The sequence below is a fragment of the Enterobacter sp. ku-bf2 genome, from assembly GCF_001742765.1.
In the GTDB taxonomy this organism is placed as follows: Bacteria; Pseudomonadota; Gammaproteobacteria; order Enterobacterales; family Enterobacteriaceae; genus Enterobacter; species Enterobacter quasiroggenkampii.
Genome location: NZ_MDVW01000019.1, coordinates 31,413 through 55,574, shown reverse-complemented (window position 1 = coordinate 55,574; position 24,162 = coordinate 31,413). Strand labels below are relative to the sequence as shown.

Here is a 24,162-nt window from a genome sequence, read left to right as displayed (position 1 = left end):
GACTACTTGATGAACAGCATGATGAGCGTACTGATGAAAGGTTTTCAGGAGGCACTCCCGAGGTGTCGTATTTCCGGTTCAACCCGGTCCAGGATAGTGATGGGCTGTGTTGTCTTTTCCGCCATCAGCCTGAGCGGATGCGCCATGATCCCCGATCTCGGCACCCCACCGCCTATGAAGACGGTCACACAACTTAAAAGCGATCAGAGTTTCCCACATCAGAACGGCCAGTGGCCGAAAGATGACTGGTGGAAAAAATACGGTGATGAGCAGCTCAACGGACTGATTGATGACGCGCTCAAAAATTCCCCTACGCTTAACATCGCCGACGCTCGCGTGAAGCAAGCGCAGGCGATGACCCAAAGCGCAAGCGGATCGCTTTTCCCCGAGGTCACCGCTAACGCCAGCTTTATGCGGGACAAAATGAGTTACAACTATGTGACGCCTGAAAGCGCAACACCCCAAAACTGGAACAGCTATGGGCGCACCACGCTGGATATGAGCTGGGAAATTGATTTTTGGGGTAAAAACCGCGCTGCGCTCGCGGCTGCAACGTCAGGTGAAATGGCGGCAGTCGCGGAAAAAGCGCAAACAAGACTGGTGCTGTCTTCGTCTGTTGTTACCGTTTACGCGGAGCTGGCGCATTTATACACCGTTCGCGAAACGCTTAACGATACCCTGACGATACGAACCAGTACGCTTGCGTTGTTCCAGCAACGGCATGACGCTGGGCTGGAAGATTTATCCAGCCTTCAACAGGTTGAGACGCGTCAACTCAACGCAAAAGCAAATCTGGTGGCAATAGATGAAGCGATTGCGATCAAAAAACATGCCCTCGCCGCATTGATCGGTGACGGGCCTGACAGGGCGCTGGCCATAACCGCGCCTAAGGCAACGCTTTTAGCGCATGAGGACCTTCCTCCCAATATTGCGTTGGATCTGATTGGTCGCCGTCCCGATATTATCGCGGCACGTTTACGCGCAGAGGCGGCAGCAGAGAAAATCAAACAGAAAAAAGCCGGTTTTTACCCGAGCGTTAATCTGGTTGCCTTTGCCGGATTCCAGTCATTGGGTATTAACAACCTTACCCGGAGTGGCTCAGCAATTGGCAGCTTTGGCCCGGCAATATCGTTGCCCATATTTAATACGCAACAGCTACAGGGTGATTTGAAATACGCCAGCGGTGAATATGACATTGCGGTGAATGTATATAACGACACGTTAACGAATGCACTTCGTGAAGTGAGCGATGCGCTCACCAGCAGAGCCTCTCTTAAAGACGAGATGCTGTATTCTCAGGCGGCAGTCGCGTCAGCAGAAAAAGCGTATTCGCTCACCAGACAAAGGTATGAAGGAAAAGTTGCTGATTATCTTGACGTCTTATCCTCGGAAGACGAGCTGGTCGCTTCCCGCAGAAAATTAGCCGACGTTAATTCTCGTGCCTTTACGATTGACGTCGCATTAGCGCGCGCATTAGGCGGCGGATATACCTCGAGCAAACAGTGATTATTTAACACCAGGTTAATAACTAAATAGTGGAAAGAAAGGAAATAAAATGAGTCATTCTGCAGCGATTGAAAATCAAAATATTGAATCATCCGATATCAAAAAGAAAAAGAGAAAACGTTTGTTCTCCTGTCTTGCAGTGAGTATTGCGCTTGCTGGTGCAGGCTCTTTTGCCTGGTGGGAATTCGTCGGTTCCCGGTATGTTGAAACCGATAACGCCTATACCGATGTCGAATCAGCCCAACTCTCTTCTGCCGTTACCGGTACGGTAAGCGCCATCCTGGTCACGGATTCCCAGGTGGTAAAAAAAGGCGATGTTCTGATCCAGCTGGATCCCACCGACGCGCAGCTAGCCCTTAATCAGGCGGAAGCAGACCTGAACCTGTCCATTCGGCGAGTAAATGGATATAAGGCCACTGATACAAAGCTCGGCGCAGAAGTTGTGGCTAATGAAAAAGAGCAAAAACGCCTGCTGGCCCAGGTTGATGCCGCAAACGCTGACTTCCAGCGCGCGACGGTTGACCTCAAACGACGCGAGGCGCTCATGCAGACAGGCGCGATTTCAGGCGACGAGCTGACGCGCATTCAAAACGTTTATGCTTCCGCTCTGGCAAACCTGAATGCCGCTAAAGCCGCCGTGGCGCAAGCAGAGGCAGCTAAACAGGCGGCGGTGGGTGCAAGACAAGCGAATGCTGTTCTGATTGAGAACGCAGATACCGAGACCAACCCTGAAGTTGTCCTTGCCAGAGCGAAGCGCGATCAGGCCAGACTGGATCTGGAAAGAACCGTAATCCGTTCGCCAGTCGATGGCGTGGTTGCTCGTCGCCAGGTCGAGCTTGGGCAACGCGTACAACCTTCCACACCGTTATTGTCCGTGGTGCCAGTACAGCAAATTCACGTCAATGCCAACTTCAAGGAGGTTCAACTCCAGCATGTGAAAGTGGGGCAGAAAGTGGAGCTGGTAAGCGATCTGTATGGCGATAACGTGCTTTTTCATGGAACGGTAGAAGGCTTTGATGGCGGAACCGGCGCAGCGTTTTCAGTTATTCCTGCGCAGAACGCAACGGGTAACTGGATTAAGGTTGTTCAGCGTTTACCCGTACGCATCAAACTCAATGCTGACGAGCTTGCAGCACATCCGCTGCGGGTAGGGCTGTCCATGAAAGCGACAGTTAATTTAAAAAGTGAATAACGGAAACCGGGCTATGTCTACATTCGTTATCGATAACCAACCTCCTTCGCTGAAGGGCGGTATGTTATGGGTGGGTGCCCTGGTTCTTGCAATGGCGAACTTTTTAGCCGTGCTCAATATGACCATTGCAAACGTCACTCAACCCAATATGGCTGGTGCCCTGGGCGCAGGCACCAGCCAGGGTACCTGGATCATCACGGCCTATGCCGTTGCTGAAGCCATTACGGTACCGCTTTCAGGATGGTTAACCACACGGTTTGGCGGCGTGCGCGTTTTCTCCATTTCCGTGTTCATGTTCGGTATTTTTTCATTGCTTTGTGGCCTTTCCACTTCGCTGGGAATGCTGCTGCTGATGCGAGTTTTTCAGGGCATGGCAGGAGGCCCCCTGATGGCCTTATCACAAACGTTACTGCTGCGTATTTTCCCGAAAGAAAAATCCATGCAGGCGACGGGACTATGGGCGATGACAACATTGCTCGCGCCCGTGATAGGCCCGGTTCTCGGTGGATGGATTTGTGATCATTACAGCTGGTCGTGGGTGTTTATCATCAACGTTCCAATGGCCATCGCTTTTTCAGTCGTGGCGTGGTCAGTATTGAAAATCTTCGAAGATGAGCTGGTTAATAACGCTATTGATATCGTTGGGTTTGTTTTACTGGTTATCTGGGTTGGCGCACTGCAAATCATGCTGGATGAAGGGAAAGACCTTGACTGGTTTGCCTCAGAAGAAATATGGGTTCTGGCGATTGTGGCCTGCATAGGTTTTTTGTGTTTCTGTATCTGGGAACTGACCGCTGACCATCCGATTGTCGATATCAGCGTGTTTCGCCATCGCGGTTTCTCGGCCAGCATGTTTGTGCTCGCGCTTGCGTTTGGGTGTTTTTTTGGTCTGAATGTCCTGACGCCTTTGTGGTTACAATATAACTTAGGGTATACAACAACATGGGCCGGGATTGTGGTGGCCTGGGGTGGCCTTCTGCAGGTGGTCTTTTCTCCGGTTGCCGCTAACCTTTCCAACAGAATCGATCCGCGCATTCTTATCTTCTTTGGCTGCGCCTGGCTCGGTCTCGATACCTTCTGGCGCGCCTATGCGACGACCGATATGGACTACTGGTCCATCTGTGTCCCCTTGTTATTCATGGGGGTGGGAATGCCGTTGTACTATGTTCCGATTACGGGCCTTGCAATGGGCTCGGTAGATGAAGCGGAAATGCCTTCTGCAGCCGGGTTAATGAACTTTGTTCGAACGTTATCAGGCGCGTTTGCCACATCGCTGGTGACGACGTCATGGCAAGACCAGCGCTATATTGCGCATGACAAGCTGGCGTCCGTCGTTGACCCGACAGGCGATCTTTCACAGTACATCAACTCGGCGCCTCAGCAAGGTGGGCAGTTTGTTAGGGAGCTTTTTGACAAGATGGTTAACAGCCAAAGCATGATGCTTTCTACCAATAATCTGATGATGTCGATAGGCGTCATATTCTTTATCGCTGCTTTTGCTATTGCTTTAGCACCGAAACCCTCTCGCGTTGTTGATGCCGCATCTGTAGGACATTAATCGTTATTCAGCACAGGGATGTGGGCGTCAAATAAAAGAGAAAATTTGATGGATGAAAAACCAGGACTTTCTGTACAGAAAAAGCGGTGCTTAATATCAGAAATAAATTTTTCAATATATAAAAAAGTGGACGCTTCCCAGTGGAAGAAGCGTCCTAAATCAGGCAATTATTCAGACACAGATTGAAACCGTTGACTGACGATCTCATCGATAATATCGCATACTCCCTTCTGTTCATTATTTACATTTTCTGCCATCGCAGAAGAAAAACACAGCCCATATCCCTCACCCTGCGCCTTCTCGCCGGGGACGTTCAGGTGGCGTGCGTTACTTCGCGCTTCACCGAAGTAACGCACGTTTGCACAACGTAGACTGGGCCTTCGTTAATCAGAGGATGATAAAATGAAAACCCAGCAGGTCGATTTTGCTTCTTTATATTTTGGTACACCGGTCGCCATTATCTCCAGCCAAAATCCTGACGGTTCAACCAACCTGAGCCCGGTCTCCTCGTGGTGGATCCTCGACCGGAATATCGTGTTCGGGCTTGGCACCTCCGGAAAGTGTTATGAAAATATCACAGGTAACCTCGATATTGTTCTGAACATCCCGGACAGCAGGCTCTGGCCGAATATTGAAGCTATCGCAAATAAAACGGGAAAAGCATCGCCACCGGAATGGAAGAAAAAAATGGGATATGTTTTTGAACAGGACAAGTTTAGCTGCGGAAATTTCCATAAGGAAAAGGCGGTGACGATTAACTCGTTGAGAATTAAAGAGTGTCCTGTACAAATAGAGGCTAAGGTTGGCGGGATAGCGCCCCTGACCGGTTCGCAGGGGAACCTGGTGTCCGTTGATGCCACGATAACCTGCGTCCACATATCTGAGGCTTTATTAATTCGTACTCAGCGAGGGGTGAAATTTAATGTGGAGAAATGGAATCCTCTCTATTATCTATTTCGCCACTATTTCTCGCTGGGTAACCGACTCGGTCACAACTTCCGACACGATGAGTAACCCGGACTTTTTGACAGCGGAAAGGTTTAAACTTTTCGTGATATTCTTTCTTTACGCCCCTTAGTTCCTATACTCGAGCCATATTCGCCACTGTATTAACACCTGTCACGCGCAATACGTCGCGCATGACAGGTGAAGATATTTTGTTCTGGAAAAACGTCTATGTCGAAACTGGATTTGAGGTCCAAAAAAACCTGGGGCGCGCTGGCAGCGATCGCCGTAGTCGCCGGTACGCTGGCATCTGCTTTTGCATGGACGGCGGGCTGGCTTGGTTCACGCACGGTCAGCAAGGCACTGGTAGGGGAAACACCGAAACCCTTCCCGCCGGGTTTTCGCCGCGCGCATGGAAAAGGCATCTGCTTTGCCGGCACCTTTACGCCAAACGGCTCGGCGGATTCCCTTTCAACCTCCCGCCTCTTCTCACTGCAGGAAGTGCCCGTAGTGGGTAGATTCTCTATTGGTACCGGCGATCCGCATGCACCGGATAGTACGACCAAAACCCTGAGCATGGCGCTACTGCTGAAGACAGATGACAAGCAACAATGGCGGATGGCGATGAACAACGAGCCTTTCTTCGCCACGCACAGCCCGGAAGGTTTTCTGGCCTTGCGAAAAGCCACGGCCGTTGATGCGTCCACCGGGAAACCGGATCCGCAGCGTCTCAAAGACTTTTTAAAAGCGTACCCGGAGGCGGAGAAATACCTTAAATGGGCGGCACAAAAACCCGCCCCCGGCAGCTTCGCAGGCGCGACGTTTTACAGCATTAACGCCTTTTACCTTGTGAACGCGCAGGGGGAACGTCAAGCCGTTCGCTGGATGATGCGTCCGCACGAGCCTTTCCTGTCGATAAGCAATGAGCAACGACAGAAAGCCGATGATAACTTCCTGTTCGAAAACCTGCGTCAGCGCCTGGCGCAGAAGCCACTCTACTGGGATTACGTTTTGCAGCTCGCACAGCCGGGCGATCCGGTGGATGACCCTTCCCAGCCATGGCCGGACGATCGCAAAAAGGTGGTAGCCGGCACGCTGGAAGTGACGCGGGTCGAAGTACAATCAACAGGCGCGTGCCGCGACGTTAACTTTGATCCTTCTGTCGTTCCTGCAGGCGTTGCGGTGTCTGATGATCCCATCTTAAACGCCCGCTCCGCGGCCTACTCCCACTCTTTCAGCCGCCGTGAACGGGAAATCGGCTACGGCAAAGCCACCGAAGCCGTGCAAAAGCAGGAGGTAAAATGAGCTCAAATAAAGACAGGCGAGAGCACGCGCCGCAGCATTTCAATACCCTGGCACGAAGCCTGCACTGGCTGATGGCGGTGATGATCCTGACCATGCTGTTCATCGGTGCCGCGATGATGACGTCGTTACATCACCGGATTTGGCTAATCGACCTCCACCGGCCGCTGGGTATCGCCATTTTACTGCTGGCACTGGTTCGTCTGGTCAACCGACTTCTGAGCCGGACGCCCCCACTTCCTGCCGATTTGCCCGTCTGGCAGGTGCTTGCCGCAAAGGCATCACACTGGATGCTGTATGGGTTAATGCTGGCAATGCCGCTGCTGGGCTGGGCGCAACTGTCGGCAGCGGGCCTGCCAATTGTCATGTTTGATGGCGTCAACCTGCCGGCAATTGTCCCGACCAGTCCGGCACTCTTTGCCTGGTGTCACGACGCCCATAGCCTTCTGGCAAAGTTGCTTTTTGCCGTGGTGCTGGTCCATCTTTCCGCCGCACTCGTTCATGCGTGGATCTACCGGGACGCAGTGTTTGCCAGCATGGCGAAAGGGGGTAAGCCGGCGTCAGCCATCCGGGATGACCTGAAGTAAGGCAAGCGCCAGGGACACGCACAATCAGAATGTTCGTGTCCTCGCTTATCATCGCCATCCTGAAACAGCGCACACAACCGGGGCGCGTATTTAGCCGCTAAATTCGCGCGCCAAAAAGCCACGGACACCCCACAATTATCGTGGAAGATAATATCTCTCAATTAAAGCGATTATTTTTTAAACAGAAGAGCATTTATGCCCGCAATTTTAGCTTTTATCAAAAAGTTAAGCGTCGCTCGCGCATCAAACATCCTGACACCCGCAACACATAACTCATTGATTAAAATGACTTTACATCAATAAAAACGATAAAACCCCCGACTCCCCAACAAAATATATCAACTCGTGTGATATCTAAATTATAATTCTTATACTTCTGTTAAAAAGGTGGAGGTCAAAATGCGATTAACCCTACTGCTGTTATGCTGTCTGGTACAAAGTGTAACCTGGGCTGGCGACCTGCCAAAACCAGTTGGTAAACCCATTTTAACGATTTACGGTAATATAGAAAATACCAACGAAAATGGAAAAGCAGTGTTTGATCTCGCCAGCCTTGAAAAACTCGGAGTAGTGAGTTTCGAGACGACCTCCCCCTGGTATAACGGTCGTACGAAGTTTGAGGGTGTCCCCATGAGCAAGCTCATGGATTATGTGGGTGCAAAAGGTACGAACGTGAATGTTATTGCGCTCAATGATTACTCAACCGTCATCCCTCTCAGCGACTTTAAAAAATACAACGCCATCCTTGCCTTAAAGGTCAATGGCGAATATATGCGCATCCGCGATAAAGGCCCATCGTTCATTGTATACCCCTATGACAGTCTTCCTGAGTTGAATAATCAGATTTATTACTCACGATCAGCATGGCAGGTAAGCAAAATGAAGATTGAGTAGCCGTTCAGGAGAACATAATGAACAGGATACTGGTTGGTATCATTTTTTCTCTTTTTATCACGACAGGATATATTGCATACCTTGTTTATGATCGACAGCAGGAATTGCAAAAACTGACTCAATACACTGAGTCCTGGTCCGTGGCACAACTGGTATCAGAGTATTACCGTTTTGAATCATGGCTTGGTCTATACGCAACCGATACTGATGACGTTACGATAGACCAGGTCCGTATGCGCCTCGAAATTATGCTCAGTCAGGGCGATTTAATGAAGGGGGGCGATTTAGGTCGCTACATTGATAGCGATAAAACGCATCAGGAGCTCGCTTTACGCTTAGAAAAAATACTGGCCTATCTGGATAGTCATCTTGAAAAAATGAGCCATCCGGAGTTACAGGCGTACCTGACAAATATGCATGAGCTCGACGCACCGCTCAGCCAGCTGTCTGCAACGGCATTAACGAAAGATATTAATACGGTTAATGAATCCAACAACAAAATACAAATCCTGTATTATATTTATTCCGCACTTTCTTTGCTTCTGGTGATTTTAAGCTTTATTCTTGGCTTCTTAATGATCTACCAGAATAAAAACATTCTGAAAGCACACATGCAGGTTAAAAGCCTGGCTGATGAACTTCAAATATCAAAAGAAAAACTGCAAATTCAGAACGCGAAGCTGGAGTATGATGTTTATCATGACTCTCTCACCGGCATGAAAAACCGCCTTTTCTTCTGGGACGATCTCAATAAAATTAATCTTCAGGCAGATAAAAACCACGTCCCCGTCACCGTAATGTTATTTGATTTAGACCGCTTCAAAGAGGTCAACGATACCTATGGCCATGATACGGGAGATTTGCTGCTGAATCAGGTATCCCGACGGCTGACCTCGATGAGCAACGCAACGGATACGTTTTACCGTTTGGGCGGCGATGAATTCGCCCTTCTCTCCAGCGGACTCACGGAAACCGCCGCCGTTTCGCGCGCCAAAGAAATCAGCGATCACATCAGCCAACCCTATACGATTAATAACCAGCTGATAAAAATTGCCACCTGCGTGGGCATCGTTTTATCTGATAATGAACGACGCTCTGATTATCTTTATAAATTTGCCGATCTGGCGCTCTACGAAGCGAAAAAAGAAGGTTCGCAGCAGATCAAAGTCTTCCGGCAGTGGATGCTGCAAAGATTGCAGGAAAGCAGAACCCTTGAACATGATATGGCTCTGGCGATCGATCACAATGAATTCGTTGTGTACTACCAGCCTATTGTCGATTCATTCAGCAATGAAATTTACGGCTATGAAGCGCTTATTCGCTGGATACACCCGGTGAAAGGGATACTCGCGCCAGATTATTTTATTTCCGTCGCTGAAAAAACGGGAATGATCAATGAGATCGGCAAGTCGGTGCTTGAGATGGCCTGCCGGGAAGCGGTGTCCTGGGCGGTGCCGGCCAGGATCTCGGTGAACGTCTCACCCGTTCAGCTAGGCACGAAATCGTTTACCACGATGGTGCAGTCCATCCTGAAAGAGACGGGGCTACCGGCCAACCGACTCGAGTTAGAGGTTACAGAGTCTTCGCTCTTCAGTGACAGCAACATGCCGATCACTATTCTCAAAAAGCTCCGGGCACTGGGTGTCAAAATTTCCATCGATGATTTCGGAACGGGATATTCCTCGCTCTCGCGACTGAGTGAACTTAATTTTGATAAAATTAAGATAGATAAATCCTTTGTGAATCCGATATCCACGCAGGATGATGCCCTTAATATCGTTAAATTGATTACCGGCATGGCGAAGAGCCTCAATATGCGGGTCATTGCAGAGGGTGTTGAAACCGAAGCGCAGCTTGAACGTCTTCAGGCGCTTGGCTGCGATCTCGTGCAGGGGTACCTGTTCGGAAAACCACAGGCTGAGATTGACAGGAAGATCAGATACGGTTGAAATGATTGTGCGGTTGTTTCTGGCCCAAAATCATGTAGACGATTGATAATCAAAGGTTAAACAATGAAAAAAACAGCCCCGGACTATACGCCTGTTGATTTATCTCGTTGGCCAAGGAAGGAGCATTTTGAAGTCTTCCAGTCATTTGCTGAATGCACAATTAACCAAACCGTTCTCATCGACATTACCGCGCTGCGAAAACATATCAAAGCGGTGGGATGGAAGTTTTACCCGACTATCATTTTTCTCCTGTCTAACATCATGAACCGGCATCCTGAGTTCCGTATGGCCATGAAGGACAATGAGCTTGTCATATGGAATGAAATTCATCCCAGCTACACCATTTTCCACCCAGAAACGGAGACGTTTTCGTCATTGTGGAGCCACTATGACGGCAATATTCATCACTTCCAGAACACGTATGCTGAAGATACGGCCCGCTATGGAAATAGCCTTTCATACTGGCCTAAGGAAGAGTCCCGGGAAAATGTCTTTTTCGTCTCGTCTATTCCGTGGGTTACGTTTACGAACTTTACGATGAACATTGCGCATATGAAGAACTTCTTTTCGCCTATGTTCACGTTTGGGAAATACTACGAGCAGGATGGAAAAGTGCTGCTGCCGCTCGCGGTGCAGGTGCATCATTCGGTGTGCGATGGCTTCCATGTGGCAAGGATGTTTAATGAGTTGCAGGAGATGTGTGATGGTTTGTCGGAGCTGTCAGAGGAACCTGGCGCATGATGCGTAAGAAGTGCTGATGGTTTCCATCTGGCAGGAGTGAGTGTGAGAAGCCTACCGGCCTTTCATTATTTTATGCGCTTTCCATGTGAGGCCACACCGTATCCATTAGAGGACCATAGAAATCTGCGTTCCTGCACGTTATGGAGACGGCACACTGCGCCACTATCGATGAGAATGTCTGCCGGGAACGCTGCCCAAAGGGCAGGTTCTTTTCGGGGGCATCGATGCTGACGAGACGAACACACCTGAGGCTGTTGTAAGGTTCTGCGCTTCCCCTGTCAGGCTGGAGGCGTACCCAATAATTTACTGACGGCGCTGGAAACTAACGCTATGGTAAATCACCTGCTTTTAACAAAACGATTGCATGGTCAAGCTGCTTGTAGAGTTTGTGTCTCAAATCGTCTAACTCGTCATTTTCCCGAATGAGAGGTATGCCATTTTTATGAAGAACAATATCGTTAAATGATCCCATCCCGCCGTAGAGTTTTTTCAACGAGTAAATGGATGACTCACAATCAACATCGAGCTCGATGGCTAGTTTTTCGAATGTTTTTGCCCATGAATCCTCATCATTTGAGGAGAGGATTTTGATGATATCAGTTACCGTTTTCTTTATTTCATTTTTCATTTCAAACCACCACTTTCAAGTATCTTAACGCCAGGTATTTTCCACGGGGTAGGTATCACAACTTGCTCAGAGCCACCGGAAAAAAGGTCTGTTTGATAGCCAACTTCTCCAACATATACTTTCGTTCCTGCGGGTATTTGTATCTTGTGATAGCTATCAAGAGGGGATTCACTTCCGTTAGGCCATTTGGGGAGCAGGGCCTTATCTATTCTGGTCTGGAGCACTCCCTGAGGTTGTTCATATCCGAAAAACTGACCTAGTGGTCGCCCCTCTATACCACCTCTGTAGAAACTCGTGTCTGTTGATAGCGTGATCTCTTTATATGTACCACTGGAGAAGGTTTCAGCCAGCTCTTTAGGTAATGGTCCGGGTTTTATCATCGAGTATTCACCCTCGACTTTTCCCAGAACATGAAGATTGCTAAGCTCACTCGCCGTTCCCAGTCTGCCCAGGCCAAGGCCCGCAGCAACAGAAGCACCAGCGATAATCAGCCCTTTATTATCCATAACCTGATCGTAACCCGCCGGTGCATCACCACCGAGCTGCTGCGCGGTCTGACGGAATCCCTCGATATTGCCATTATAGATCCCGCCCGCGGCCAGCAACCGACCGGCAATTTTGCTGTTGATGGTTTTTGCGGCCTGGGCATGTTGCACCGGTGCCGCATGGCGGACCTGATATCTCGGGCGTTTGAGTTGCCGGGACAGGATGTGTCGGAGTCGAGTTTGAAGGAACAAAGGCAGGTCATTGCGAAGGTCACCGGATGTCGTCAGCACGCCCGAAATCGCATTGCCGGTGATGTCTTTTCTCAGCAGAACGAGCTTACCGGATTTGATGTCGTCGAGCGTGTCACGGTATGCCATCCAGGGATGTTGCCAGTGGTACAGTTGATACCGGCGGACAAACCGGGTGTAGCCCTGTGGCAAATTCCACTCCTGAATGATGCGGTTAGGCCTTGCAGTATCTACGAGGTCTCCTGCCGCCGTATCCGGGTGAATAATGTGAGGAATGTCCTCAAGGTAGATGTCATCCAGTGACATTGCCTGGCTGTGATGAAGCATGTTGCCCCTTTTACGCTGCCGTTATGTGTCACATTATCGCGCATTCCGGAAACCTGGCAAAGACACGAATATAGCAGGTAATGGCCAGTTGTGTGGCTGTAAGCAACGGGTTCTGCACGCTGAGAAGAAAGCACACTGCTTGCGGAAGATGACAGACAGCCCACATTAGCGCCTCATCCGAACGCAAATGATGACGAAGATCTGTTTGTTGTTTAACCACGGACGGCGCAAACCGAACAGGAATATATACACAATCCTATACAGATTCAGCATCGATTTTACTGGAAGTTTACGGAAAATAATGGACTAAAAAGCATTAAAATCATTTTATATCATGGACTTTATGGATGAATTCAGACGTTTGAGGAATTTGAGATGGTGATAACAGGAACAAGATACAACCAAATAGGTTGTTGAATTACATGAAATTAACCATGTTTTGTTTTGATAGATACCCCCAAAAGTACCCCCATAAGATTTTCTGCTCCACCACCAGATCACAAAAAAGCTTTAGTGTGGTCTTCACAAGCTCACGAGGTACCTATTAGGTCGAAACTCTAAGTTACAGAAGACACTTACAAACAATTAAATTCATTCATAAGAGAATTCACCAATATGGATATAGTTAGTCTCTTTCGTCAGCATTTTTTGAGATCTTCTACCAAGACTTGATTATACAGAGCAAACCGTAACAGCTTTACAACTACCAGATCTAAAAATTCATTAACCCGCTCAAAGTTTTTAAGACTACTATCAATTTCGTAGTTGTTACCATGTGCGATATTGCTTCTTAACGCATATAATTTCGACCATAGCTTTTTACTGTTCATACCCCCAAAAAATGAAGCATGGTCAACAAATCCATTTAAATTAAATAATAAACTAATCTTTCTCTCAAGTTGCTTTGTAATACTCAGACCATCTTGATTTGTTAATAAGGCTTCAAGAATAGAGAAATAAGAAAGAGTAAGCAAGCTACTGTGCTTTATTATATAAATTGTATTTTTATACAACTCAAGAATTCGCCTGTAATGGTTTTCATTCCCCAATGAAACAACACAATCAAATAACTTAGACAGTTCTTCTAAATCTTTTTTATAGTAAATCGCTGTTTCCTTTTGAGCTTGTTCCCCCATCCAGTATAGCCCTTCATTCGACATCATTGAATACATAGCTAGGGAGTTGTGATTTGTATCAGCATAAACACCATTCATGCCCAATAAAATTTTAGGCTGCATCAATGCACAAGCCAACTCTAAATCTGGCACCAATTTATTAAATCCATTATATAATATAATGTAGGGTATAAAGGTTTCATCAGATTCCCATGATACCGAACCATCGTTTTCTGAAACGCTTTTCTTCGCTCCTAAAGGAATAATCATTTTAGAAAAATACCCAGCATCCTTTACCATTTTCTGGAATGCAGTCTTTTCAAACTCAGTGCCTCTAGAAATTGTTATGGTTTCAGAAATTTTAAAAGGAAGGCATTCTTCAGCAATAACTATATTTGATGTTATTATTAGAAATCCAGTATCATTCATTTATAAAATTCCTTTAGTATGTTTCATGGTTTCACAATGCATCATAACACTAAATGAATAAAAACAGGAACTCCCAAATGAACGTAAATATTGCCTGGCACTGAGGAATTTAGAAGGCCGCCAGAACGTGGCCTTCATGATATATATTAAAAATGTAATTGACCTATTTTGTATACCTGATAGCCATTAAATACCTTAGAAGCAAGAAATCATCTGGTGCTTGTATATCTAAGTAACCATCTTCTTTCATATAACATTGGGCAATTCGCTCATGTCCTAACGCTTCTGGAGGTAACGGGTGAGTCGCGAATGAGTTATGGAGAACATATAGCCCATCCAGAAGGTGCTCTTTGTATTCATTTTTTTGAGCCGTGTTGACTTTTGGAAAAATAGAATCCTCAGCAGGAGTGAAGGTCTGAAAAACAACAGGCGCAGATGGATTATCTGCCAGAGCCCTTAATTTCCCCCAAGTAGCCAAACTGCTATAAATCACAGCACTAACATCCGAGAATTCAGGCGTGCAAAATAACCCCATGTCAATTTCAGTATCTTCATTTTTTATAGCTGCATTAACATTATAAGAAATTACTTCTTTTGCACTGGTTGCTATCGTTGCTTCTTCATCATGATATAAACCGTACATTGCGGCAAAAATCGGCCTACTGGCTGCAAAATGAGAGAAAGGTCTATCAAATGATGCAATTGCAATTACAAACGGTTTATCCTTACAATGCTCTAATTTTGAATAACGGTCTCTTAACTTCCTCACTTTACTCATAAAACTATTTGTTAATCGAATAGCTGCCTGAGAGTTGAATTCGTTAAAATCCCCAAGCTTGGTATTACTATCAAAACTATGGGCTGGTTGCCCTCCTGCTGCCGGTAATGCAATAGTTGCTTCAATACAAAACTCATGTTCTTTTACCATTACAAAATCAGGCGCGTCAAATGAAAAATCAGAAACATGCCCTAATTCTTTCATGTATGCGTGCAAGTACAATTCCCATAGACAAGGCTCAAAAGTAGTTTGGAATTCTTTTACAAATTTATTATCTCTGTCCTGAAAATCTCTTGCCCACTCACTCAAAACATCACGTTCAGCCCAATATTCTTCTTCTTTTATTAATTTATATATTGGGTGCTATTTATCTAAATCAACCACATCTGTAAATAAATCCATTTTAATTCCTTAGAATAAATGCAGCGAATAACCTGTAAATTTATACAGGAAATTTATAAAGTTGTGCTAAATGTCTGGATGTACTCATCAACTGTACTGCTATTTTTCATTCGTTTCCATTACTATCTCTCCTCATTTTTGTGAAAAAAAGTACTGTGATGTGTTACACAAATTAGCAAATCATACCGTTCTCTATGAAATAAAATTTTCTTAACAAATTTACCTTTTCAAAATAGATTCTATACATGGCTGGTCAAGGTTCAAAGGGATAACGCTCTAAGTTCCTGATGGAAGCAACTGTAACTTAGAGCGCCTACAGCCAAAAATCCCCGCTGGCGGTGCCGGTGAGTGACAAGTTTTGCAGATGCATCCAACGAGCTGAACCTGAAGTTTTCTGAAGCGGTAGCAGTTGACACTTTCCCCCTAGTTTTTCCTAGTAAGGCATAACAAACCATAACAGGCTGACACCTGCCCTGCTTCGCATCATGATTAACAAAAGCTAACAGCCAAGGCTCAACAAATCTCAACGCCAGCCCTTTACACTTCTGCAGTAGCTGCTGTTCGTAGGCGTCAGGATCCGTTAGGTTGGGTTGACACTTTTCCCAGTTTCTCGCGAAAAAGTGTCAAGTTTGAGGGGCTGGGGGGTTTACAGTTTTTCGCCGTCCAGCAGGCAGAGTGACATTAAACCAGTTTTGTTCCAGTCATCCAGCGTATCGGGGTGCATTGTGGCAACGTAAGCCAGCTCAGAACGAAGAAACCGTAAAGCGCCTGCTGCACGGTCTTTGCCATAGAAGCTGTGGGTTTCTTCATCCAGCCGACAGAGAATCAGCAGTTGCTCTTCGGACTCGTGCTGAACATCAAAACCCAGCTTAGCGGCTGCTGCCTCTATCCGCTGGTTTAACTCAATACAGTTTCCCGGGCAGAGCTGGACGAAGCTGGAGCCGTTCGCATACTCGCAGGACGAAATACAAGGAAAAATGGACGACTGGGGATGGTACTGGATGAAAAAATGGTGCCGATAATAGGAGTCGAACCTACGACCTTCGCATTACGAATGCGCTGCTCTACCAACTGAGCTATATCGGCCCTGAGAGGCCGGTTACGAGTGTAACCACGGGGCAAAAGGTTAGATCTATCCGGGTGATGCGTCAATGCCCTTTTGAATCAAACGGCTATTTTTGCATCACCCGTGATTATTTACGCACGAATCGTATCGTCGCCGAAGCCGATCCACTTGTACGTGGTCAGCGCTTCCAGCCCCATCGGACCGCGCGCGTGCAGTTTCTGCGTGCTGACCGCCACCTCAGCGCCGAGGCCGAACTGGCCGCCGTCGGTGAAACGGGTGGAGGCATTCACATACACCGCAGAGGAATCCACTTCGTTCACGAAGCGATCGGCATTGCGCAGCGTACGCGTCAGGATGGCGTCAGAATGCTGCGTGCCATGCTCACGGATGTGCGCAATCGCGTCGTCGAGATCGCTCACGATTTTCACGTTCAGATCCAGTGAGAGGAACTCGTCGTCATACTGCTCCGCGTTGACGGGAACGACGTTAGCCGGGCCATCCTGCAGCAGTGCGAGCGCACTGGCGTCAGCATGCAGCGTCACGCCGCTCTCTGCCATCTGTTTGCTCAGGGCCGGCAGGAAGGTGTTCGCTATGTCCTGATGCACCAGCAGCGTTTCAACGGTGTTACAGGTGCTAGGACGCTGGGTCTTCGCGTTAACGATAATCTTCAGCGCAGGAGCAATCTCAGCGCTGTCGTCTACCACGATATGACACACGCCAATACCGCCGGTGATCACCGGAATCGTCGACTGCTCGCGGCACAGCTTGTGCAGGCCCGCGCCACCGCGTGGGATCAGCATGTCGATGTATTTGTCCATGCGCAGCATTTCGTTGACCAGCGCGCGGTCCGGGCTCTCAATTGCCTGCACGGCACCCGCCGGTAAGCCACACTCTTCCAGCGCCTGCTGAATGACTTTCACCGTCGCGGCGTTGGTGCGCCAGGTCTCTTTCCCACCGCGCAGAATGGCGGCGTTGCCGGTTTTCAGGCACAGGGAGGCGACATCCACCGTCACGTTTGGACGGGCTTCATAAATAACGCCGATAACGCCGAGCGGCACGCGGCGGCGCTCCAGGCGTAAACCGCTGTCCAGCAGCCCACCGTCAATCACCTGCCCTACCGGGTCGGCCAGATTGCAGACCTGACGAACATCGTCGGCGATGCCTTTCAGACGGGCCGGGGTCAACGCCAGACGGTCGAGCATCGCTTCGCTCAGACCGTTGCGGCGCGCTTCCAGTAAATCCTGCTCGTTGGCGAGCAAAATTTCCTGGGACTGTGATTCCAGATAATCAGCGATTTTTTCCAGCACGCGGTTTTTCTCGCGGCTGGAAAGGAGCGCCAGTTTATAAGAGGCGGCCTTCGCGGCGGCGCCCATTTGTTCCAGCATGTTCTGGCTCCTTAACGAATAATCATGTCATCGCGATGCACGGCAACCGGGCCATATTCATAGCCCAGAATGGCGTCGATCTGCTGCGAATGGTGACCCGCGATGCGGCGCAGGGCATCGCTGTTATAGCGGCTTACGCCGTGGGCGATGTCGCGGCCTTCGAGGTTACGGATACGGATCACTTCACCACGGGAGAAGTTGCCTGTCACGCTTTTAATTCCTTTAGGAAGTAATGAACTTCCTCGTTCCAGAATCGCGGCGGTCGCCCCTTCATCAACGACGAGTTCGCCCGCAGGCGGCGCGCCAAAGATCCAGCGCTTACGGTTTTCCAGCGGGGATTCCTGAGCGTGGAAGCGGGTGCCAACGGAGATGCCTTCCATCACGTCGCCAATCACGCCAGGGCGGCTGCCCGCGGCAATGATGGTGTCGATACCGGCGCGGCACGCCACGTCGGCGGCCTGCAGTTTGGTCCCCATCCCGCCCGTTCCGAGGCCGGACACGCTATCACCGGCGATGGCGCGCAGCGCATCGTCGATACCGTGAACGTCGGTAATCAGCTCGGCTTCCGGGTTGGAGCGCGGATCGGCGGTGAACAACCCCTGCTGATCGGTCAGAAGCAGTAATTTATCGGCGCCAGCCAGAATGGCGGCCAGCGCAGAGAGGTTATCGTTATCACCCACTTTGATTTCAGCGGTAGCAACGGCATCGTTCTCGTTAATGACCGGAACAATATTGTTGTCCAGCAGCGCGCGCAGGGTATCGCGGGCGTTCAGGAAGCGCTCTCGGTCTTCCATATCCGCACGCGTCAGCAGCATCTGCCCGACGTGGATGCCATAGATAGAGAACAGCTGTTCCCAGAGTTGAATGAGTCGGCTTTGTCCCACGGCGGCCAGCAGCTGTTTGGAGGCGATCGTCGCGGGGAGTTCGGGGTAACCCAGGTGTTCACGCCCGGCGGCAATCGCCCCGGAGGTCACAATCACAATACGATGCCCTGCGGCATGTAACTGAGCGCACTGACGTACAAGCTCAACAATGTGGGCGCGATTTAGGCGGCGCGATCCGCCTGTTAAAACACTGGTACCGAGTTTTACCACCAGCGTCTGGCTGTCACTCATGATTCTCTGCCGTTCAACGATAAGGGAAAGTAATGTCGAACGAACGTTTTAGCAGGAGTCAGCCCCGTTGCCAACTGCCTTAGCACATCGCGAAACACTTTGTTGCGCGGGATCAGGAAGCGTAGCGGGAGAATTTGACACTTTTATTACCGAAATAATAAATCACAGTTTTTTAAAATTATTCTTAGTTTGTCATAAAAGTTTCATTCCAGAACGATAAAACCCTTCCTGTTTTTTCACGGGACTTAAGCATGAGCTTATCGTCCAGCGAATTTTTTAGCGCGTTTATAAGACAGGATCGAAAATGAAAAAGAGCACTCTGGCATTAATGGTTATGGGCGTAGTGGCTTCTGCATCCGTTCACGCAGCTGAAGTTTATAATAAAGATGGTAATAAGCTGGACGTGTACGGCAAAGTGAAAGCCATGCACTACATCAGCGATGATGCCACCAAAGATGGCGATCAGACTTACGTGCGTTTCGGTTTTAAAGGCGAAACCCAGATTAACGATCAGCTGACGGGCTATGGCCGTTGGGAATCTGAATTTGCGGGTAACAAAGCCGAGAGCGACTCCTCTCAGAAAACCCGTCTGGCGTTCGCGGGCCTGAAGCTGAAAAACTTTGGTTCTCTGGATTACGGTCGTAACCTGGGTGCCCTGTATGACGTTGAAGCATGGACCGACATGTTCCCTGAGTTCGGCGGCGACTCTTCCGCGCAGACCGATAACTTCATGACCAAGCGTGCGACCGGTCTTGCTACCTACCGTAACACCGACTTCTTCGGCGCGGTTGACGGCCTGGACATGACCCTTCAGTACCAGGGTAAAAACGAAAACCGTGACGCCAAGAAACAGAACGGTGACGGTTTTGGTACCTCTCTGAGCTATGACTTTGGCGGCAGCGATTTTGCCGTCAGCGGTGCTTACACTAACTCTGACCGCACCAACGCGCAGAACCTGCTGGCGCGTGGCCAGGGGCAGAAAGCCGAAGCCTGGGCTACCGGACTGAAATATGACGCGAACGATATTTATCTGGCAGCGATGTATTCAGAAACCCGAAATATGACGCCAATTTCTGGCGGATTTGCCAATAAAGCACAGAACTTTGAAGTCGTCGCACAATATCAGTTCGATTTCGGTCTGCGTCCTTCCCTGGGTTATGTCCAGTCTAAAGGCAAAGATATCGAAGGTATTGGTGACGAAGATCTGGTGAAATATATTGACGTTGGCGCGACCTATTACTTCAACAAAAATATGTCCGCGTTTGTTGATTATAAAATTAACCAGATTGACGACGATAATAAACTGGGCGTGAGCAGCGATGATATCGTTGCCCTGGGTATGACCTACCAGTTCTAAGATTATCCGAATAAGAAAATCCCGGCAGATAAGCCGGGATTTTTTTTGCCCGGTGGCGCTGCGCTTACCGGGCCTACGGGATAGTGCATTTTGTTGGCCGGGTAAGGCGAAGCCGCCACCCGGCACTGTGACGCTATCAGGCAGTCAGCTTCACCGCTTCGCTGGAAAAATCATCCGCTGGCTCGAACTTAAGGTCCAGGGTGGCCAGCAGTGCGCTCGCTTTGTCGTGAAACTCTTTCAGGGTATATTCCAGGCGATCGATCACTTCCTGATCTTTAATGGTGGTGGCCTGCCAGTTACCGTCTTTATTAAACAGGCCAAACTGGTAGCTATACGTAAAGCGTTTTTCCTCTGCTTCCATTTCCATCCACCAGCCCCAGAATTCACGTTTTTCGGGTGCAGGCTTCACGTTGACGCATACAGCCAGGCAGTCGAAAAAAAAGCGATTCTCTTCACACTGCTCTTCTCGAATATACGGGCCAAGAGCCATGAACTTCTTAATCAATCTACTTTTCGGGTGTCCACTCGGTAACGTCATTGCGATCTCCTTTTGTGAAGCCACTGTTTTACCAAACCAGCGAAATTTAGCAATCTATTAACACAATCTCTGAGCGATCCAGCGCGTAATCTCTTTCAGAGCTTTATCGAAATTCTGATAGACCGGGCTGAACGGCACCTCAAGCAGTTTGCCATCCGCAGATGACGACGTGATTAAGCGCGACTCTTCTTCCGGACTGAACGGATCGTTTTTCCAGAACCCTGACAGCATCGGCGTTGGGCAGCGACGTCCCAGTAACCCTTGCGTTTTTAACGAGTAGCGATTGAGCTCCACGCGCAGCGCTTCGTCTGATGCATCATGCATGCCAAGACGGCTGGCCAGCACATCAAGGTACATTTCAGGCACGCTCCCCTGGCGGGCGGGATCGCTGAGCAGGGCGTGAACGACCGGACCAAGACAAGCGACGGCTTTCAGGCGGGAGGATTCAAGATAAGCCAGACGCACCGCGACGTTTGCGCCAAAGCGGAAGCCAAATGCCGCCACGCGGGTGTGGTCAACCCACGGGATGTTTTCCAGCGCTTTTAGCGCATGCTGGTGCAGCAGGCTGGAATCCTGAGTCAGTTTCCATTTGGAGGAGAAGCCGATTGAGGGCATATCCAGCGTCAGCATCGCGATCCCTTTTGGTGCGAAGTAGCGCTCATACAGGCTGTAATAGTCAATTTGCAGAGAGTCCAGCCCGCCGCACATCAGCACGGTCGGGAACGGACCTTCACCTTCAGGCATATGCAGGAACCCGGTAATGGATGACCCGCCCGGAATGGTAAACTCGAGTTCGCGCATCTGGCCCGGGAGGCGTTGAGCCGCCTCTTCGTAAGCGCGATTCGCCAGCGCCTGTGCCTGCTCAGCCAGCTCATCGCCTTTTAAATGCGGGTAGGCGGCAATGGCGTAGAGATTGGCCGCATGCAGCCAGTGCTTGCCGCTGCGCGTGGCATCCTCTTCCTGGGTGGCTTTTTGCTGCCAGAGCATCGCCTGTTTAGACCATTCGTAGATCCAGTTTCCCCCCCGGTACCCCACCACCGTATCATAGAGTTCGCTGTCGGTGCGCTCGGCTTCACTCATCACGATACGCGCCTGCACATCAAGGATTTCACGAGGATCGATACCGCGCCAGACCCACATCAGGCGGTTAATCATACGATACCAGTGGGGCACGTTTTTACCGTCTAACGCGGACTGGACGGCAGGCTGGGTCCCCGGATTAAAGCGACGCACCAGCGTCGACGTTTCAGGGTGTTTGAAACGGGGTTTGAAAAGTGTCTCGGTGAGATTCGCCTGCGTCATTGCGTTGCCTCCATGAATACGTCATATGAAGACTATTGTAACGCGTGGCAGGCCAAAAAGAACAACGCCCGGCATAGCCGGGCGTGTAAAGTTACGTACTGGTATTAACGGCCTGAAATCGGCGGTACGAAGACCACGCCCATATCCCATGGCTGTTCAATCCAGGTATCCTGCGGGATATCAATCACGTAATCGTCAACCAGCGGGCGACCAGCAGGTTTCGCGAAGATAGTGACGAAATGGGCTTTCGGATACATTTCACGGATAGCCACCGCAGTACCACCGGTATCCACCAGGTCATCAATAACGATGAAACCTTCACCGTCGCCTTCCGCGCGTTTCAGCACTTTCAGCTCACGCTGGTTATCATGGTCATAGCTGGAGATGCAGACGGTATCGACATGACGAATACCCAGCTCACGTGCCAGCAGCGCCCCCGGTACCAGACCGCCACGGCTGACGGCAATAATGCCTTTCCACTGTTCGGAAGGCATCAGACGCGCAGCCAGTTTGCGTGCGTGAATCTGCAACATGTCCCAGGTGACGACGTATTTTTCGCTCATGTGAAGTGTCCCAGCCTGTTTTTATACGGCTTAAAAAGTGTTCGAGGGGGAAATAGGTTGCGCGAGATTATAGAGATCTGACGCACTAAAAACCAGTGTTTAGCGCCCTCAGCCTGAGTTTTTACATGCTTTATGCTACCAGCCAGCAGAGAAAGTGGTATTCTCAGTTTCATCTCGCAAGCCTGACTTGTGGTAACTATTAACCTGCTAACCCTGTGACCTGCAACCCTGTTTGCAGCGCCTCGACAAGGAGACTTATCGTGTCTGAACTGTCTCAACTATCTCCGCAGCCGCTGTGGGATATTTTTGCCAAAATCTGCTCCATTCCACACCCTTCCTACCATGAAGAACAGCTTGCCGAACATATTATGGGCTGGGCGAAGGAAAAAGGCCTGCATGCGGAACGTGACCAGGTTGGCAACATTCTGATCCGCAAACCCGCCACCGCAGGCATGGAAAACCGTAAACCGGTTGTGCTGCAGGCGCACCTGGACATGGTGCCACAGAAGAACAACGACACCGTTCACGACTTCACCAAAGACCCGATCCAGCCGTACATCGACGGCGACTGGGTGAAAGCGCGCGGCACCACCCTGGGCGCGGATAACGGCATCGGTATGGCCTCTGCGCTGGCCGTGCTGGCTGACGACAGCGTTGAGCATGGTCCACTGGAAGTGCTGCTGACCATGACCGAAGAAGCGGGCATGGACGGGGCGTTCGGTCTGCAGGCGAACTGGCTGCAGGCGGATATCCTGATCAACACCGACTCCGAAGAAGAAGGCGAGATCTACATGGGCTGCGCGGGCGGGATTGATTTCATCTCTACCCTGCCGCTGTCACGCGAAGCGATCCCTGCCGGTTTCCAGACCTTCAAGCTGACGCTGAAAGGTCTGAAAGGCGGCCACTCTGGCGGTGATATTCACCTGGGTCTGGGTAACGCCAACAAGCTGCTGGCACGCTTCCTGGCAGGCCATGCGGCCGAGCTGGACCTGCGTCTGGTTGATTTCAACGGCGGTACCCTGCGCAACGCGATCCCACGCGAAGCCTTCGCCACCGTAGCGGTTCCAGCAGCAAAAGCCGACGAGCTGAAAAAACTCTCCACCGTATACCTGGATATCCTGAAAAACGAACTGTCGGCGAAAGAGAAGAACCTGACCGTGGTGCTGGAATCCGTCTCCACGGATAAAGCCGCGCTGACCGTGCAGTCTCGTGACACCTTCGTTCAACTGCTGAACGCGACGCCAAACGGCGTGATCCGCAACTCTGACGTGGCGAAAGGCGTGGTGGAAACCTCACTGAACGTGGGCGTGGTGACCATGAGCGACGACAGCGCGGAGATCATCTGCCTGATCCGTTCCCTAATCGACAGCGGTAAAGAGTATGTGGTGAGCATGCTGGAATCTCTGGGCACGCTGGCGGGAGCAAAAACCTCAGCCAAAGGCAGCTACCCGGGCTGGCAGCCGGATGCAAGCTCTCCGGTGATGGCGCTGGTGCGTGAAACCTATCAGCGTCTGTTCAACAGCACGCCGAACATTCAGGTGATCCACGCAGGTCTGGAATGCGGTCTGTTCAAGAAACCGTACCCGGACATGGACATGGTATCTATCGGGCCAACCATTACCGGTCCGCACTCGCCGGATGAGCAGGTTCATATCGAAAGCGTCGGTCACTACTGGACGCTGCTGACTGAACTGCTGAAAGCGATCCCTGCGAAGTAACATCTTCATCCCAACCCTCTTCCTGTGGAAG

Annotated in this window: 20 protein-coding genes, 1 tRNA gene and 1 pseudogene; 11 read left to right on the top strand and 11 right to left on the bottom strand. The window is 49.8% G+C overall.

All coding sequences use genetic code 11. The features are described from left to right. Window positions 1–18: 18 nt before the first annotated feature. The 9 genes from BFG58_RS17565 to catA all read left to right on the top strand — a co-directional run bounded on the left by BFG58_RS17565 (window position 19) and on the right by catA (window position 10,674). Complete coding sequence (locus BFG58_RS17565) at window positions 19–1,506, top strand: efflux transporter outer membrane subunit (protein WP_175430180.1); 1,488 nt, start codon at window positions 19–21, stop codon at window positions 1,504–1,506. A gap of 49 nt (window positions 1,507–1,555) precedes the next feature. Then, window positions 1,556–2,698, top strand: coding sequence for an HlyD family efflux transporter periplasmic adaptor subunit (locus BFG58_RS17560; protein WP_069720209.1), 1,143 nt, complete (start codon window positions 1,556–1,558; stop codon window positions 2,696–2,698). A gap of 13 nt (window positions 2,699–2,711) precedes the next feature. Beyond that, window positions 2,712–4,256: a DHA2 family efflux MFS transporter permease subunit gene (locus BFG58_RS17555; RefSeq protein WP_055321833.1), complete on the top strand. Its 1,545-nt coding sequence runs from the start codon at window positions 2,712–2,714 to the stop codon at window positions 4,254–4,256. A 402-nt stretch (window positions 4,257–4,658) separates the two neighbouring features. Beyond that, window positions 4,659–5,270: a flavin reductase family protein gene (locus BFG58_RS17550; protein ID WP_069720208.1), complete on the top strand. Its 612-nt coding sequence runs from the start codon at window positions 4,659–4,661 to the stop codon at window positions 5,268–5,270. Between the two features lie 162 nt (window positions 5,271–5,432). Further along, window positions 5,433–6,506, top strand: a complete 1,074-nt coding sequence (locus BFG58_RS17545; RefSeq protein ID WP_069720207.1) for a catalase family peroxidase — start codon at window positions 5,433–5,435, stop codon at window positions 6,504–6,506. Beyond that, window positions 6,503–7,090 carry a cytochrome b gene (locus tag BFG58_RS17540; RefSeq protein ID WP_045909828.1) on the top strand — a complete coding sequence of 196 codons (588 nt, stop codon included), beginning with the start codon at window positions 6,503–6,505 and terminating at the stop codon, window positions 7,088–7,090. The genes BFG58_RS17545 and BFG58_RS17540 overlap by 4 nt, the downstream gene beginning before the upstream one ends. A 399-nt stretch (window positions 7,091–7,489) precedes the next feature. Beyond that, window positions 7,490–7,984: a molybdopterin-dependent oxidoreductase gene (locus tag BFG58_RS17535; RefSeq protein ID WP_024909477.1), complete on the top strand. Its 495-nt coding sequence runs from the start codon at window positions 7,490–7,492 to the stop codon at window positions 7,982–7,984. Between the two features lie 17 nt (window positions 7,985–8,001). After that, window positions 8,002–9,933 carry a bifunctional diguanylate cyclase/phosphodiesterase gene (locus BFG58_RS17530; RefSeq protein ID WP_069720206.1) on the top strand — a complete coding sequence of 644 codons (1,932 nt, stop codon included), beginning with the start codon at window positions 8,002–8,004 and terminating at the stop codon, window positions 9,931–9,933. 63 nt (window positions 9,934–9,996) lie between these two features. Further along, window positions 9,997–10,674 carry a type A chloramphenicol O-acetyltransferase gene (gene catA / locus BFG58_RS17525; RefSeq protein WP_069720205.1) on the top strand — a complete coding sequence of 226 codons (678 nt, stop codon included), beginning with the start codon at window positions 9,997–9,999 and terminating at the stop codon, window positions 10,672–10,674. A 70-nt stretch (window positions 10,675–10,744) separates the two neighbouring features. Here the strand turns inward: catA and BFG58_RS23940 are convergent. The 8 genes and pseudogenes from BFG58_RS23940 to proB all read right to left on the bottom strand — a co-directional run. Then, window positions 10,745–10,903: pseudogene (locus BFG58_RS23940) on the bottom strand (hypothetical protein); the annotation flags it as partial. Between the two features lie 99 nt (window positions 10,904–11,002). Then, on the bottom strand, window positions 11,003–11,302 hold the full coding sequence (locus BFG58_RS17520) for a hypothetical protein (protein ID WP_025912594.1): 300 nt from the start codon (window positions 11,300–11,302) through the stop codon (window positions 11,003–11,005). Next, window positions 11,299–12,363, bottom strand: coding sequence for a hypothetical protein (locus BFG58_RS17515; protein ID WP_069720204.1), 1,065 nt, complete (start codon window positions 12,361–12,363; stop codon window positions 11,299–11,301). Before BFG58_RS17515 ends, BFG58_RS17520 begins: the two co-directional genes overlap by 4 nt. 638 nt (window positions 12,364–13,001) lie before the next feature. Further along, window positions 13,002–13,907, bottom strand: a complete 906-nt coding sequence (locus BFG58_RS17510) for a HEPN domain-containing protein (RefSeq protein WP_069720203.1) — start codon at window positions 13,905–13,907, stop codon at window positions 13,002–13,004. Window positions 13,908–14,070: 163 nt separating this feature from the next. Next, window positions 14,071–14,994, bottom strand: a complete 924-nt coding sequence (locus tag BFG58_RS17505) for a glycosaminoglycan attachment site (protein WP_254665206.1) — start codon at window positions 14,992–14,994, stop codon at window positions 14,071–14,073. Window positions 14,995–16,097: 1,103 nt separating this feature from the next. Beyond that, window positions 16,098–16,173: transfer RNA gene (locus BFG58_RS17500), tRNA-Thr, on the bottom strand. Window positions 16,174–16,284: 111 nt separating this feature from the next. Continuing rightward, the gene (gene proA / locus BFG58_RS17495) at window positions 16,285–17,538 is read right to left on the bottom strand and encodes a glutamate-5-semialdehyde dehydrogenase (RefSeq protein ID WP_032646979.1); all 1,254 of its coding nucleotides are present in this window, start codon (window positions 17,536–17,538) and stop codon (window positions 16,285–16,287) included. A gap of 11 nt (window positions 17,539–17,549) precedes the next feature. Then, window positions 17,550–18,653 carry a glutamate 5-kinase gene (proB, locus tag BFG58_RS17490; RefSeq protein WP_008501877.1) on the bottom strand — a complete coding sequence of 368 codons (1,104 nt, stop codon included), beginning with the start codon at window positions 18,651–18,653 and terminating at the stop codon, window positions 17,550–17,552. A gap of 304 nt (window positions 18,654–18,957) precedes the next feature. On the opposite strand from proB, the gene phoE reads away from it, so the two are divergent. Further along, a complete protein-coding gene (gene phoE / locus BFG58_RS17485) occupies window positions 18,958–20,010 on the top strand; it encodes a phosphoporin PhoE (protein ID WP_008501878.1) in 1,053 nt (350 codons plus the stop codon). 136 nt (window positions 20,011–20,146) lie between these two features. On the opposite strand, the gene crl is transcribed toward phoE, so the two are convergent. The 3 genes from crl to gpt all read right to left on the bottom strand — a co-directional run bounded on the left by crl (window position 20,147) and on the right by gpt (window position 22,413). Next, window positions 20,147–20,548, bottom strand: coding sequence for a sigma factor-binding protein Crl (gene crl, locus BFG58_RS17480; RefSeq protein ID WP_008500249.1), 402 nt, complete (start codon window positions 20,546–20,548; stop codon window positions 20,147–20,149). Between the two features lie 57 nt (window positions 20,549–20,605). Continuing rightward, window positions 20,606–21,850: an esterase FrsA gene (frsA, locus tag BFG58_RS17475; RefSeq protein ID WP_045909843.1), complete on the bottom strand. Its 1,245-nt coding sequence runs from the start codon at window positions 21,848–21,850 to the stop codon at window positions 20,606–20,608. Between the two features lie 104 nt (window positions 21,851–21,954). Then, a complete protein-coding gene (gene gpt / locus BFG58_RS17470) occupies window positions 21,955–22,413 on the bottom strand; it encodes a xanthine phosphoribosyltransferase (RefSeq protein WP_003863205.1) in 459 nt (152 codons plus the stop codon). Between the two features lie 260 nt (window positions 22,414–22,673). Here gpt and pepD point away from each other — a divergent pair, with 260 nt between their 5' ends. Then, window positions 22,674–24,131: a cytosol nonspecific dipeptidase gene (pepD, locus tag BFG58_RS17465; protein WP_047748040.1), complete on the top strand. Its 1,458-nt coding sequence runs from the start codon at window positions 22,674–22,676 to the stop codon at window positions 24,129–24,131. Window positions 24,132–24,162 lie beyond the last annotated feature (31 nt).

What these genes read in the sequence shown, in the direction of transcription:
- BFG58_RS17565 (WP_175430180.1), top strand. Translation starts at nt 19, where the DNA reads ATGATGAGCGTACTGATGAAAGGTTTTCAGGAGGCACTCCCGAGGTGT.
- BFG58_RS17560 (WP_069720209.1), top strand. Translation starts at nt 1,556, where the DNA reads ATGAGTCATTCTGCAGCGATTGAAAATCAAAATATTGAATCATCCGAT.
- BFG58_RS17555 (WP_055321833.1), top strand. Translation starts at nt 2,712, where the DNA reads ATGTCTACATTCGTTATCGATAACCAACCTCCTTCGCTGAAGGGCGGT.
- BFG58_RS17550 (WP_069720208.1), top strand. Translation starts at nt 4,659, where the DNA reads ATGAAAACCCAGCAGGTCGATTTTGCTTCTTTATATTTTGGTACACCG.
- BFG58_RS17545 (WP_069720207.1), top strand. Translation starts at nt 5,433, where the DNA reads ATGTCGAAACTGGATTTGAGGTCCAAAAAAACCTGGGGCGCGCTGGCA.
- BFG58_RS17540 (WP_045909828.1), top strand. Translation starts at nt 6,503, where the DNA reads ATGAGCTCAAATAAAGACAGGCGAGAGCACGCGCCGCAGCATTTCAAT.
- BFG58_RS17535 (WP_024909477.1), top strand. Translation starts at nt 7,490, where the DNA reads ATGCGATTAACCCTACTGCTGTTATGCTGTCTGGTACAAAGTGTAACC.
- BFG58_RS17530 (WP_069720206.1), top strand. Translation starts at nt 8,002, where the DNA reads ATGAACAGGATACTGGTTGGTATCATTTTTTCTCTTTTTATCACGACA.
- catA (WP_069720205.1), top strand. Translation starts at nt 9,997, where the DNA reads ATGAAAAAAACAGCCCCGGACTATACGCCTGTTGATTTATCTCGTTGG.
- BFG58_RS17520 (WP_025912594.1), bottom strand. Translation starts at nt 11,302, where the DNA reads ATGAAAAATGAAATAAAGAAAACGGTAACTGATATCATCAAAATCCTC.
- BFG58_RS17515 (WP_069720204.1), bottom strand. Translation starts at nt 12,363, where the DNA reads ATGCTTCATCACAGCCAGGCAATGTCACTGGATGACATCTACCTTGAG.
- BFG58_RS17510 (WP_069720203.1), bottom strand. Translation starts at nt 13,907, where the DNA reads ATGAATGATACTGGATTTCTAATAATAACATCAAATATAGTTATTGCT.
- proA (WP_032646979.1), bottom strand. Translation starts at nt 17,538, where the DNA reads ATGCTGGAACAAATGGGCGCCGCCGCGAAGGCCGCCTCTTATAAACTG.
- proB (WP_008501877.1), bottom strand. Translation starts at nt 18,653, where the DNA reads ATGAGTGACAGCCAGACGCTGGTGGTAAAACTCGGTACCAGTGTTTTA.
- phoE (WP_008501878.1), top strand. Translation starts at nt 18,958, where the DNA reads ATGAAAAAGAGCACTCTGGCATTAATGGTTATGGGCGTAGTGGCTTCT.
- crl (WP_008500249.1), bottom strand. Translation starts at nt 20,548, where the DNA reads ATGACGTTACCGAGTGGACACCCGAAAAGTAGATTGATTAAGAAGTTC.
- frsA (WP_045909843.1), bottom strand. Translation starts at nt 21,850, where the DNA reads ATGACGCAGGCGAATCTCACCGAGACACTTTTCAAACCCCGTTTCAAA.
- gpt (WP_003863205.1), bottom strand. Translation starts at nt 22,413, where the DNA reads ATGAGCGAAAAATACGTCGTCACCTGGGACATGTTGCAGATTCACGCA.